We start from the raw sequence: 13294 nt of genomic DNA, 5'->3' as shown, positions 1-13294 counted from the left end.
CATAGGATGCGCACACTCTTCATACTTTGGTTCCATCAGTTCAGCGAGGTGGCTCGTGCCCGCATCCGCCGTGACGCCCGACGATGTTGTCCGCCACGTCTTCCGTTACCTCGCGGAGGTGGGTGAGAGCCGCACCAAGCCGGTGCGGACGCACGACGACGCCAGGCATCAGGTGTGGTTCGCCGATCTGCCCGCGCAGTTCGGCTCCTTCCTCACTGACGCCGTCCCCGGTGACACGCCGTTGTGGCTGCGGGCCGACCGACCCGTACGGCACGAACCGCCGACTCCTCCGCTGCCGCTCGCCCACTGGCTGGCCGACCGGGAGATCCACGACTCGGCACGGGAAACGCCCCCCGAACTGCGGGCCGAGACGGACATACCGGCGGAAGAGATCTCCGCCGAGGGAAGCGCACGCACCCGGCACATCACCGTGTCCCTGGCCGACTCGCCCCAGCGTGACACCGTGTACGCCCAGTACCGTGCCTGGTCTCGTGAATGGGAAGGGTGGGCACGTCGCGACCGCGTAATGAAGCCCGTCATACGTGCCTACGACCGCCTCTACCGCCTGTGCGTGGACGCCTCCGAACTCGGCGAGACCTTCGAACTGGTCGTCGGATTCGGCTACCTCACCTGGTCGGCGCAGGGCGAGCCGATCCGCCGCCATCTCGTCACTTGCCGGGCCGTCATCACCATCGACCCCGACACCGGAGCCATCACCGTCGGACCCGATCCCGAGCACGGCAATCCGGTGCTGGAGGAGTCGATGCTCGACCCCGGGCAGAAGGCGCGTGCGGACACTCGTGCCCTTGTACGGCAGGAGCTGGAAGCCGGCGGGGACACCACGGATCCGCAGCTCGCCGACCACCTGCACCGGGCCCTCACCACCTGGATCATCGCGGCCCACGAAGCAGGACGCTACGACCGCGCACCGAATCGGCATCGAGCAGCGGGAGACCCCGCCGTACCGGTCGTCAGCTTCGCGCCGGTGTTGCTGCTCAGAGAGCGCACCCGGCGCAGCATGCTCGAAGCGCTGCGCGCCGTCGCCGTGTCCATCGAGCAGGGCGCCGAGCCCACCGCTCTGCTGCGGGCGATCGCCGGTGCGGGCGGTGACCGCCCGCTGGGGGAGCCGGTCAGCGGTGACGCAGCAGGACCGCCGCCGGAGCTGTACTTCGCGCTGCCCTCCAACGACGAACAGCGCACCATCGCCGAGCGGCTGCGGGACCGGGATCTCGTCGTGGTCCAGGGACCGCCCGGCACCGGCAAGACGCACACCATCGCCAACCTGGCCACCGACCTTCTCGCGCACGGCAACCGCGTATTGATCACCAGCCATACGGCACGTGCCCTGAAGGTCCTGAAGGACAAACTCCCCGTCGGCATCCGCGAGCTGTGCGTGAGCCGTACCGACGACGGAGCCGGGCAACTGGAACTGGAGCAGTCCGTCAAGGCCGTCCTCGACCGGCAGGGAGACTTCTCCTCACAGGCGTACCGGCGACGCATTCAGGGGCACGAAGAGCGCCTCAGATCCGCCCGGTCCGCGCAGGCGCTCGCCCTGAAGGCGCTGCGTGCGCTGCGGGAGCAGGAGACATACCACCATCCGGCCGAGATCGGCGACTACGAGGGAACCCTCGCCCGGATCGCCCAGCGGCTCGCCGAGGAACACCCGCGGTTCGGCTGGATCGGCGCCGTCCCCGCTGACGCCCCGACGCTGAATGCCGAGGTGCTCACGCGCCTGCGCCGTGCGGCGCTCGCCTTCACCGACCGGCACCGTGCTCTCGCCGCATCGGTGAGTGCCTCGCTGCCCGAGCCCGGGCAACTGCCCACGGTGCCCGCCTTCGCCGAGGCGGTCGAGACGGCCAAGGCGGCAGAGGCCGACCTCGCCGCTCTCCGGCAGGACGGCCCCGTCTCCCACCTCGACGACGCCGTGTCCGCCCTCGCGCCAGCACAGCAGGACCAACTGACCACCGCACTCGACCACTTCACTGCCGCAGCCAGGGCGGCCACCTCGATGCCGGCCGCGTGGGCCGCCGAGCTGCGTGACGAAATCCTCGCCGGACAGGACCTCGGCGCGCGCAGCCGCCACGAGCGCACCACCGCGGCCCTGACCACGATCGAGGAGGCGGAGCGTGCCCTCGGCACCACCCTGGTCACTGGGCTGGAGGCATACGACGTGCCGATGGCCCTCGGTCTCGCCGGCACCCTCCGGGACGGGCTCGCGTCCGGTGCGAAGCTGCGCGGAGCCCTGGGCATGAAGACCAAGCTGCGCAAGGCTGTCGGCGACTTCCCCGAGGCCGTGCGCGTCGACGGCCGCGCCGTGGAGACAGCGACCGCCGCGTCCGCCGTGCTGCACCGCGTCACGCTGGAGCGGCACCTCCAGGACATCGAACAGGAGTGGGGCGACGGCCACGACGCATGGCAGGCCACCGCCCGGCGCAGCGCCCGCCTGCGCCAGGACATCGCCACCCTCACCACTCTGACCGCTCTCGCCGACATGCGCCACGCCGTGGTCAGCACAGCCGCAGCCGCACCAGGGCTGGCCGGCGTCGGCTGGGGCGACCCGGAGCGGGCCACCACCGTGCGAAACCTCCTGAAGGCCAGAGCAGCGCGCAGGAACGCCGACCCTGCCCGCACTCTGATCGACGACGCCCTGCGTGTACTGCGCGCCGCAGCCCACCGCAGGGGAGCCTCGGCAGCCCTGGAACGAGCCCGCGCCGCGGTCGAGTCCCGCGACCCGGCGGCCTATAGCGCCGCGGTGAACGACGTGGACGACCTGCGGGAGGCACTCGCGCGCAAGAAGGCATGTGACGACGCCTACCGGCCGGCCGCGGCCGAACTCCCAGACCTCGCCGACAGAGTGGAGTCCACACCCGAGGACGAAGAGTGGGACACCCGGCTCGCGGACTTCGAGGCCGCGTGGGCGTGGTCGGTCTGGTACGACCGAATGAAGGAGCTGACGGATCCAGAGGCCGAGGCCCGGCAGATGAGGCTGCTCGCCGAGGCGGACGTCGAGATCCGCATCGGCCTGGAACGGCTGGCGGCCGACAAGGCCTGGTTCAGCTGTCTGTCCCGGCTCACGGACGACCAGGCCGTGGCCCTCACCTCGTACCAGCAGAACGTCCGCAAGCTGGGCAAGGGCACCGGCAAATACGCGGCCACCTACCGCAGACAAGCCCGGGAGAGCTTGCAGGCCAGCCAGGCGGCGGTGCCCGCCTGGATCATGCCGCTGCACCAGGTGACCGAAACCGTGCCGATGGATCAAGCCGGTCGCTTCGACGTCGTGATCGTCGACGAGGCCAGCCAGTCCGGCCCCGAGGCCCTGCTGCTCGCCTGGCTGGGTGCGAAGGTGATCGTCGTCGGCGACGACCAGCAGGTCAGCCCCGCCCAGGTGGGCGTGGACCACGACGAGCAGTTCGCGCTCCAGCGACGGCTCCTCGCCCAGTTGCCCGCCGCCCGCCGCAACCTGTTCACACCGACCGCCAGCCTCTTCGACATCGCGTCCGGTCTGGCCGGAGGCCGCGGCAGGCTGATGCTCCAGGAACACTTCCGGTGTATGCCGGAGATCATCGGATTCTCCAACGAGCTCTGCTATGGCGGTCGGCTCCAGCCGCTGCGACAGTACGGTGCCGACCGGCTGCGGCCCTTGCGCCCGGTGCATGTACCCGATGGCTATGTCGAAGGGAGCGGGCAGAAGCAGGTCAACCGGTCCGAGGCGGTGCGGCTGGTGGATGAGGTCGCCAGGTGCATCGCCGACCCCGCATACGCGGGACGCACCATAGGTGTGATCACCCTGCTCGGCGCAGGACAGAAGTACCTCATCGAAGACCTGCTGGCCGACCGGATCCCGCTGGATGAGAGACAGCGCCGACGCCTGCGCGTGGGCAACGCCGAGGAGTTCCAGGGCGACGAGCGCGACATCGTCTTCGTCAGTACGGTCGTGTCGCTCACCGGTCCTGACGGGCCGCGCCGCATCGGCTCCTTCAGCAGCTCCCTGAACCGGCAGCACCTCAACGTGGCCGCATCCCGGGCCCGCGACCAGGTGTGGTTGTTCCACAGCTTCACTCTCACGGAACTCGGCGAGACCGATCTGCGGCGTGCCTATCTGGACTGGTTCTCCCGCCCGGCCGAGGAGCAGAACGGCCTCGGACTCGGCGAGGTCCGGCCGGACGTTCCGCACGAGGCATTCGACAGCCTTTTCGAGCAGCGTGTCTACCTGGCTCTGCGAGCCCGGGGCTACCGGGTGCGGCCGCAGTATCCGGCCGGCCGCTACCGCATCGACCTCGTCGTCGAGGGCGGTACCAGACGCCTTGCCGTGGAGTGCGACGGCGACGCGTTCCACACGGAGGAGAACGCCGACGCGGACGCGGCACGCCAGCGCGAACTGGAGCGCGTGGGATGGACGTTCGTCCGCATCCGGGGCAGCCGCTTCTTCCTCGACCCGGAACGGGCACTCGAACCGCTGTGGACGGAACTCGACCGACTCGGCATCGAGTCGGCGGCGTACCCACCTGGCGGCGGGCTGCGGGCAGCGTCGCCCTTGAACCGAGCCCCTGAGGACAGGGTTGCGGGCCCGACCGGTGACCTTGTGGACCCGACCGGGGACGACGGCGCGGTCCCCGATGGCGGTACGGTTCCGACAAATGACGGCAGTACAGCCCCCAGGCGCGACGGCGACACGGACCCGCTCGGCCACAGCCCTACGGTCCCTACCGGCCACAGCGACGACGCCGCAATTGGCAGCGTGGAGCCCGACGTCATCGAGAGACTGATGCGCGGCGCATCCAATGCGGGCGTCATCAGTCAGCGGGCCTTCGCCCTGGAGGCGGACCGACTCGGGCTGAGGACCGATGAACAGCAGCAAAGACTTCGTGACGGGCTGGCCGCTGCTGGCATTCACGTAAAGGTGTCGCGCCGGGGAGGCGTGAACCTCCATCCCCCGCACGGCGCCGAGGAGGCGCAGCCTCAATTCGTGACCGTGGCACGGTTGCACCGCGACGAGGTCAATGCGGCCCAGCACGCCTTCAGTATGCGGGCGACTGTGCCTGGGGCCGCGCTCTTTCTCAGGGGGGCGGGCGCGCCAGGCTTCCCGGAGGCCGACGCCGTGGACATCCTGCGCGAGGGGCATGCCGTCGTGAGGGTCGCCCACCCCGAGGTGCAGGCCATGATCCGCGCTGCGATCGCCCGATTCGAGGTACCCGTACTGAGCAACGACGGTCAGGTAGGGCTGGCGCGGCACCATGCCCCTGGATCCTCCGTCGCCTCCCTCGCCTCAATAGACCGCACGATGGAACTCCTGCGTGCACGACCGCCGGCCGACCGGGCCCCGGCGAAGAGGCTTCCGGCAGTGCCGCGCCAGGCACCCCGTGGCGCCGAACCCGCCACCGGTACGGCATCCACGGTGCCCGGAGGAACCAGGTCCTCCCTCCGGCTCCCGGTCGCCCGGCTCAGCGTCGCCGCCCATCGACGGGTGCAGCGCGAGCTCCAGCGCGTGCAGGACGCGCTGGACCGGCCGCTTCCGGAGATCGTGGCTGTGGACTCGTCCTCCAGGAAGGCCCAGCTGGCCGACCACGACAGGCGGCGCCAGGCCCTGCGGGAGCGACGCAGCCACCTGCGTGCCGTGCTCGACCAAGTGGTCCCTGACTCCTCCGTGACGGGCGGGGCGATGGTCGTCCCCGGCTGCCTCGTCGGAGTTGAGGACCCGGACGAGCCCGGCATCATGACGTACGAGATCGCGATGCTCGCGGGTGACGAGGCGGAGCGGCTGAGCCCCGAGACCCCGCAGGGGAAGGCGCTGATGTGGCGAGAGGTCGGGGACGAGGTGAGCTGGCAGACGGAGCGGGGCACGCGCATGCGCGTCATCGTCCGGTACATCCAGGACTGAGGGACCGCAGCGGAGCGGGGCTGCGCGGCGGCTGCGGGGCGGTCCGTAGCTGGTTGTGCCCAACGGCCCGGCGTCCCACCAGGCCAGTTTGCTGGCGTGCGTGACCCGGGAGCGCTCCGCAACCGCGATGAGCCGGACGCGCTCTGTCGCCACTCGCGGCCCGGTCCTCCAGCGCCATCAGGTAAATCCGGCGGATACGGAGCGTCAGGCCGGTGGCGACGGGCTTGGTCGCCGTCCCGAGCAGAGGTGGAACAGGCGGAGGAGGGCGCTTGCGATCGGCGCCAGGAAGAAGATGGCGAGGGCCGGTTCGACGAGGCCTACCCCGGCGGGTCCAGCCCAGGACCTGCAGGGCTCCACACAGCTGGGCTGTACAGGGTGACCAGTGCGCTGACGCAGGCCGGCTGCCGAACTCCCCAGCGACCATTCGATGGGGGCACCAGACAACTCATCGGAGGTGAGGAAGGCTGGCATCCTCATCGGTCGGCGCTGCCGGGCGGGACGACCCATTCGGTGGGTTGGCCGGTGAGGGAGGCGATCATGTCGAAGTCCCCGTCGTAGTGGAGGACCGTTCGCCGGTTCAGTTCCGCTGTGGCGGCGATCAACAGATCGGGGAGGGACAGAGCGCGGTGGAAGCCTGAGTTGAGGGCAAGGCGCTGGATCTCGAGAGCGCGGGTGAAGATGTCGTCGTCGGTGCGGAGGTAGTCGAAGGCGTGGAGCCACGTGCTGATCCGTGTTGCTTCCGAGCTGTCCCGTGCTGAGTGGATCATCTCGAACTCGGTGGGCTGGGATACGGCGAGGAGGTAGCGCTCGTGCAGAGGCTTGAGCACCTCCTTGACGCTCGGCTTCGTCCAGCGGGCGAGGGCGGACTTGTCGATCAGGTAGCTGTCCTGCATCAGGCGGCCCGGCCTCCGGCGCGGTTACCGGTGCGCTGGAGGGAGCCATCGGCATTGCGGGGGCCGGTGTTCTCGACGATCTCGCTGAAGTCGAGCTCACCGGCCTCGATGGCGTCGAAGCCCTCCTGTCGCAGGTGCCTCTTGACGGCGTCCTCCATGGCGAGGCGGACAGCTTTGGCCTTGGTCTTGGTGCCGAAGATGCGCATGGCCTCGGTGACCATGTCTTCGTCGAGGTCGATGACGGTTCTGGCCATGCGAATGGTCCCTTCGCGAATGCTTCTGCCATGAAAACGATAGCATCGATCGCCGATGGTAGATATCGTTTTGAGGGGGGCTGTCGTTGTGGATGAGGCCTCGGCGCCTGGCTGCGTGTGGCGCTGTCGCCGGGATCGCCCCTTGTAGGAGACGGACAGTCGTCCTCATGGCAGGCTCTGCCCATGTCGGGAGTCTCGCCAGAATGGATGCGGCGGGCGATGGGTAGCTGATCGGGCGGCCCCGCCGGTGGACAGCCGGTGGACAGACGCCTTTGGACCGTGCATCACGGGGTGGCATAGGTCAACTCGCAGCACATGCTTTGATCAGACAAAACGTCACCGGGCAGCATGGCGGGGCACCACTCAGCACGATCGCTCGCGGTCTCGTAATGCGTAGGTCTCGGGTTCGAATCCCGAAGGCGGCTCAGAAAAACCCCAGGTCACATAGCCCGTGACCTGGGGTTTTCTGTTGCTCGGGGCATGGCGGGTCACACGGCCGAGTTGCCGTGACGTTGCTTGCGTGAGCGATGCGTGAGCGGAGCCGCTCGGGACCTACTTCTTGGGCTTGCGGCGTGTGGCCTTCTTGGCGGCCTTGGCCTGGGCTTTCGCCTGGTCTTCCTTCGGCTTGCCGCCCTTGCCAGCGTCGGCCTCCTTGGCCGCAGCCTTCCTGGCCTTCTCCTTCTTCGCGGCCTTGCGCGCGGCCTTCGCGGCCTCGGCCTTGCGCTGGAGGGGGACGAGCTTCGCGGTCGCCTCGGCGGCGCTCTTCCCCACGTGGGGGAGGACGCTTTGGCAGATGTCGCGCGTGATCCGGGTGTCGCTGTGCCCGAGGGTGTCCGACACGATCTTGATGTCGATGTCGGCGGCGAGCATGAGGGTGGCCGCGCCGTGCCGCAGGTCGTGTAGGCGGATCGGCGGGAGGCCGGAGGCGGCGACGAGGCGCTCGAAGAGGTCGGTCACCTTGCCGGGGTGGAGCCAGGAGCCGTCTTCCTGGGTGAAGACGTGGCCGGTCTCGACCCAGGCAGTGCCCCACTTCTCGCGGGCCGTTTCCTGCCGTTCGCGGTGGTGCTTCAGGACGTCGACCGTGTCGTCGTCGAGGGCAACGACGCGGGAGCCGCTGTCGGTCTTGGGGTCGGACGCCTCCACCTCCCAGCCGTCCTGGACGAGTTGAGAGGAGACGGTGAGGGAGTGGGTGTCGAGGTTCGTCTCCGACCACGGCTGGCCGCACGCCTCGCCACGGCGGAGGCCGCGGAAGGCGATGAGGTGCCACATCGCGTACAGCCGGTCCTCAGCGACGAAGTCGAGGAAGGCGCCGGTCTGCTGGGGCGTCCAGACCATCACGGGGGACGGCTTCTCGCCCGTCTGCTCCCATTTGGCGACCCGCTCGTCGGTCCACACCAGCGCCTTCGGCTTGCGTACGGGGTCGATCTCGACGTGGGCGGCCGGGTTGAACGTGATGATCTGCTGCCCGATCGCCTCGTTCAGGGCCGCACGAAGAGTGGCCTTGACGTGCAGGCGCGTGGCCGGTCCGGTGACACGCCTGAAGGGCGGCATCTCGTCGATCGCGGCCTTCATCGCCTTGCGACGAGCCCGGTTTCCGACGCCCTTCCACGGCACCGTCGCCAACTCGTCGAGTGCGGCCCTTCGCTGGGCGTTGTCCTCCAGGATCTGGGCGTTGGCCTCGCGGATGTCGGTGAACATCTCGCTGAGGTGGCTGACGCGCAGCCGGTCCAGGCGCCGGTTGCCGATGCGCGGCTTCAGGTGGACGCGGATGTCGGTCTCGTAGCGGTTGAGGCCGGATTTGCGTATGCGCTTGCCGGCCAGCCACCGGTCGAGCCATTCGGCGACGGTCAGGCTTCCGATGAGGTCCTGACCGGAGTTGAGGCGCCGCCGCGTCTCCTCGACCTCGGGCAGAGGTGACCGCTCTCGACTTACCTCGGCCAGCATCTCGGCGAGCAGTTCGGTGCCCTCGGGGTCGTCCGAGTCGGCGAGCCCGAGGAGGGCGCGTACGCGGTCGAGGTCGGCCTGGGCGGCCTTGAGACTCGCGTACCCGCCACGGGCGAAGGAGCGGCGGCTGCCGTCCTCGCGGGGTGAGAGCTCCTGGCGTACGGAGTAGGTGCAGTGGTTCCTGCTGTTGCGCTTGGGGCAGGAGGTGCCGAGTTCCCTGCCGGTCCTCGGGTCGCGGCAGGAGCAGCGGCGATAGGTGGAGCCCTTCAAAGATCATTCTCCTCGCGGGTTTCGGGATCGCTCCCGGATGAGTCGATTACGTCGGCCAGGTCGGGCCACAGGAACGGGGGCGTGACGCCCTCTTCCTCGATGAAGGCGCGAACTCTGCGCAGGCGGTCTTCGGCGTCGTCGGCCGTCTCGGCGGCACGGGCCTGGGAGCGGAGGGCCTCGGCCTTCCGGTCGGCATTCGGGGCGGTCTGGGCGTGGTAGCGCGCGTACTCCTCGTCGCGTCGCGCACTTCGAAGCCGCTCCTGGGCGGCGTGATGGGCTCGGAAGTAGCGGAGCATGTCGTCGTCCGCGCCGAGATCGGTCTCCTCTCCGGTGAACCAGCGCAGCGCATCCAGAGTGGAAGTGGAGTCCTGGAGCGGGAGCCGCTGCACGTCCTCGATGTAGCCCACGGGATAGAGCAGGCAGATGGGTGGGGTGTTCAGTGCTTCGGCCAGCACCATGACGTCGACCAAGGGCAGGTTGGAGCGGCGTCCGGACTCCATGTTGGCGATGACGTTGCGGGGGATCGGATGGTCGATCTCCGCGCATCTGTCGGCCAAGTCCTGTGCGCTCCATCCCAGTTCCTTCCGTCGTCTGCGGACCTCGGCGGCCACGGTGGCCATGACCTGGTCCACCCACTCCGGGACGTCGTCCTCGTCGTCGGCCTTGCTCGATCCATGGTGACTCCGGCGTTGTGTCATGCAGACACATTAGCTCGCTTAGCGTTGATTCCAAGACCTGGAGACGGGCGCGGAGGTCGCGTTCGCCGTGGGCTCAGTCATGGATGGAGTGCGCATGCGCCAGAACGAAGACGCCGGAGGGGCGAAGGGGATGAGTCGCGAGGAGCTTCTGGGGCTCCCGGCGGCCGTTGACCTGGAGACGGGTAACCGCGCGCTGGGGCTCGGCCGGAGCAAGGGCTACGAGCTGGCCAAGCGCGGCCAGTACCCGTGCAAGGTGCTCAGGCTCGGGAACGCCTACCGGGTGGTGACCGCAGACCTGTTGGCCTTGCTGGGGCTGGCCGCATGAGGCACCTGATGCGCCGTAGGCACTTCTGCGCTGAGCTGACACAGAAGCGCTGGACTGTGGCACGGCGTGGACGTACTGTCCGTGGTCGCTCGCGGTACCGAAACCCCCGCGAGAAGAGGGAGAGCCTCCGGCGGTCCAACGCCGGAGGCTCCAGGACTCCCCAGCAATCCCGTGAGATCCGACCCGGCGGCAAGGGCGTGCAAGCCCGACACCGCCAGACGAGGAGCCGCCCAGTGCAACCCGAGAATCCCGACTCCTATTCCACCCCCGCCCGAGCGGGATGGCCCGCCACTGCCATCCCCGGGCAGCCCGGCGCTCATCTGGGTCCGGCCCAGGCCGCCTATGCCACAGCGGAGATGCACGATGGTCCGGCTGGCGGCAGCGAGGCGGATCCGGCAAGGAGCCTGGAGACCATTCCCGACGCGGAGCCGACGCCAGGCTCGGATCTGCTGGACGAACTGCGCTCCCAAATAGCCCAGTTCGTGATTCTGCCCTCTCCCGAGGCGCTGGACGCGACCACCCTGTGGGTGGCGGCGACGCAGCTCCAGCCCGCCTGGCAGCACGCCCCACGGCTGGCAGTGGTGGGACCTGCGAAGCGGTGCGGGAAGTCCCGGCTCCTGGACGTGCTGACCGAAACGGTCCACGAGCCGATGCTCACCATCAACACCACACCAGCGGCCATCTTCCGCTCGATCAACGAGGAGGAGCCGCCGACGCTGCTGGTGGACGAGGCCGACACCATCTTCGGCCCCAAGGTCGCGGAGAAGAACGAGGAGACACGCGGCCTCCTCAACGCCGGCCACCAGCGCGGCCGGTACGTCACCCGGGTCGTTGGCAACGACCACACCCCGCACAAGTTCGCCACCTTCGCCATGGCGGCCATCGCGGGCATCGGTGACCTGCCGGACACCGTCATGGATCGATCCGTCGTCATCCGCATGCGCCGCAGGGCCGAGGGCGAGAAGGTCAAACCCTTCCGCTCGCGACGCGGCATCCCCGCTCTGCACGAACTGCGCGACCGTATCCGCGCCTGGGCCCTCCCGCTACTGGAGGACGCTGCGAGCCTGGAGCCGGAGATGCCGGTCGAGGATCGAGCCGCCGACACCTGGGAGCCTCTTGTGATCGTTGCGGACCTGGCCGGCGGCCGCTGGCCACGGCTCGCGCGGATCGCGTGCGCACGGATGGTCGCGGCCGAGGTGGCGGCCGAGGAGGACCACCCGAGTGGGGCGCGCATCCTCGCTGACATCCGACGGGTCTTCTTCGCGCAGCGGGAGGCGGACAGCCTCTCCACCGAAGACCTCCTGCACCACCTGAACGCGGACGCCGAAGCCCCGTGGGGAGAGCGTGGACGCTACGGCCTGACCTCCCGGGAGCTCAGCGGGATGCTGCGCGACTACGACATCCGGCCCGGCAACGTGCGCATGGCCGACCGGACTCAGCGCAAGGGCTACACGCGCAACAAGTTCCTGGACGCCTGGCGGCGCTACTGCCCGACCGTCCACCCGGTCGACGCTCGTCGCGGCGAAAGCTGACCCCCACCTCCCTGGTTGCCGTACTTGCCGTCCCTGCCGTGATCGTGCAGGTCAGGGCCCACATCAGCAAGACGGCAGCCGAGGGCAAGACGGCAGCGCACGCGCCTGAGCACGTGCAGCCAGCAGGGGCACGGCGTCCAGATCCGTCTTGCCCCGTCCCAGGCGTCTTCGCCGTATCGCAGCAGGTCACAGTCCTGCTCGCTGGGACGGCTGCCGCGACCGGCCGTCCCAGCGGATGCAGGCGCTCGGACACGAGCCGGGGCGGATCCGCCTCACCCCTGTCCCGAGTCGGGACAAGACGCCAGAGCTTCTGCCAAGACGGCACGTCCGGCGCGCTGCCGTACCGCGCTGACCTGCACGTGCAACGCACAAGACGGCAAAGACGCCCCTCACCCACTACCCCCAAGGAGATTCCCGCTTGACCGCCCCGCCCCTCACCACGTCATCGCCGCAGACCCGAGATGACGTCCCAGCCGAAGAGCAGCGACCGAAGCGTGCCGACGCAGAACAGCTCGCGCTCGGCGCGGCCGGCATCGTCATCGTGGCCCTGACAGCCGGAGCGTTCTGGCTGTCCTACGCGCACCTCGCCGATGTCGCCGGCCAGCACGGGCTCGGCGCATCCCCCATCCGCCGGTGGGCTTGGCCTGCCACCTTGGACGCGTTCATCGTCGCCGGCGAACTGCTCATGCTGCGTGCTGCGCTCCGGCGTACGACCGACCTCTGGGCGGTCGCCGTGACCGCTGCCGGATCGGTCGGCTCTATCGCACTGAACGTCGCTGGGGTCAGCGGCGCGGACAACGGACGCAGCGTTCCGCTCCTCGACTACGTGGTCGCTGCCGTCCCTCCGGCCGCCGCGATGGTCGCGTTCGGCGTGCTGATGCGACAGATCCACCAGCTTGTGGCACCAACCGATGCCCCATCCGGTATCGGCTCCGTAGCTGTGCGGAACCGGCCGGTCGGTGAGCACGGTGAGGGTCGATGGCAGGACGCTGCCGCCGAGGATCCGCAAGTTTCTGGCGAGGAGCGGACGGAATTTACGTCCTCGGTGCCAGAGGCCAAACCAGTTGGCGGCCGTCCTCCGAAGGCGACCATCGCGGAACTGGAGGCCATCGGTCGGGCCGCCGGTCGTCAGCACGGCAAACTCACGCGTGACCTGCTGCGAGCTGCCGTGAAAGAACGGAATCTGACGATCGGAAGCGCGCGGCAGACCGAAGTCATGGAGTCGCTCCGGCCGGAACTCGAAGCCGCTGGCGTCAAGGTCTCCGGCGGTTGACGCCTCGCGTGCTCGGGTGACCGGAACCCTTCCGGTCACCCGAGCACCCGCCGGTCGCCCCGCAGATCCCCACACCTGTGGACAACGCAATGGCTCGCGCCACCGGGTCGCCGTGACCCTGTCCGCCGAGCCGCATTTGGAGCATCTTCCATGCAGCACAGCCAGCACCTACCTGACGACACGCCCGCTGAGCCGTCCGCCTCGACACGGCCCCCTACGCTGCTGTC

Annotated in this window: 8 protein-coding genes; 4 read left to right on the top strand and 4 right to left on the bottom strand. The window is 69.2% G+C overall.

What is annotated here, in order from left to right; translation table 11 throughout:
• Positions 1-55 precede the first annotated feature (55 nt).
• Positions 56-5878 (top strand): AAA domain-containing protein, encoded by a 5823-nt coding sequence (locus AC0VY3_RS33315; protein WP_475551298.1) that lies wholly within the window; start codon positions 56-58, stop codon positions 5876-5878.
• A gap of 473 nt (positions 5879-6351) precedes the next feature.
• Here the strand turns inward: AC0VY3_RS33315 and AC0VY3_RS33310 are convergent, their stop codons facing one another.
• The 4 genes from AC0VY3_RS33310 to AC0VY3_RS33295 form a co-directional block, all read right to left on the bottom strand.
• Positions 6352-6771: a PIN domain nuclease gene (locus AC0VY3_RS33310; RefSeq protein WP_360455755.1), complete on the bottom strand. Its 420-nt coding sequence runs from the start codon at positions 6769-6771 to the stop codon at positions 6352-6354.
• Positions 6771-7025, bottom strand: coding sequence for a type II toxin-antitoxin system VapB family antitoxin (locus tag AC0VY3_RS33305; RefSeq protein WP_360455758.1), 255 nt, complete (start codon positions 7023-7025; stop codon positions 6771-6773). The genes AC0VY3_RS33310 and AC0VY3_RS33305 overlap by 1 nt, the downstream gene beginning before the upstream one ends.
• Positions 7026-7577: 552 nt before the next feature.
• The gene (locus AC0VY3_RS33300) at positions 7578-9239 is read right to left on the bottom strand and encodes a site-specific integrase (RefSeq protein ID WP_475551297.1); all 1662 of its coding nucleotides are present in this window, start codon (positions 9237-9239) and stop codon (positions 7578-7580) included.
• Entirely contained in the window at positions 9236-9937 is a 702-nt protein-coding gene (locus tag AC0VY3_RS33295) for a helix-turn-helix domain-containing protein (RefSeq protein WP_475551296.1), read from the bottom strand. The genes AC0VY3_RS33300 and AC0VY3_RS33295 overlap by 4 nt, the downstream gene beginning before the upstream one ends.
• A gap of 94 nt (positions 9938-10031) precedes the next feature.
• Here AC0VY3_RS33295 and AC0VY3_RS33290 point away from each other — a divergent pair, with 94 nt between their 5' ends.
• The 3 genes from AC0VY3_RS33290 to AC0VY3_RS33280 all read left to right on the top strand — a co-directional run bounded on the left by AC0VY3_RS33290 (position 10032) and on the right by AC0VY3_RS33280 (position 13067).
• Positions 10032-10262: a hypothetical protein gene (locus AC0VY3_RS33290; protein ID WP_037630553.1), complete on the top strand. Its 231-nt coding sequence runs from the start codon at positions 10032-10034 to the stop codon at positions 10260-10262.
• Between the two features lie 233 nt (positions 10263-10495).
• A complete protein-coding gene (locus tag AC0VY3_RS33285) occupies positions 10496-11794 on the top strand; it encodes a DUF3631 domain-containing protein (RefSeq protein ID WP_475551295.1) in 1299 nt (432 codons plus the stop codon).
• Positions 11795-12212: 418 nt separating this feature from the next.
• Complete coding sequence (locus tag AC0VY3_RS33280) at positions 12213-13067, top strand: DUF2637 domain-containing protein (RefSeq protein WP_475551294.1); 855 nt, start codon at positions 12213-12215, stop codon at positions 13065-13067.
• The last annotated feature ends 227 nt before the right edge of the window (positions 13068-13294 follow it).

The sequence above is a fragment of the Streptomyces sp. iso_384 genome, assembly GCF_056172905.1.
The sequence above is the reverse complement of the archived record's forward strand: the minus strand, read 5'-3'. Positions and strand labels throughout refer to the sequence as shown.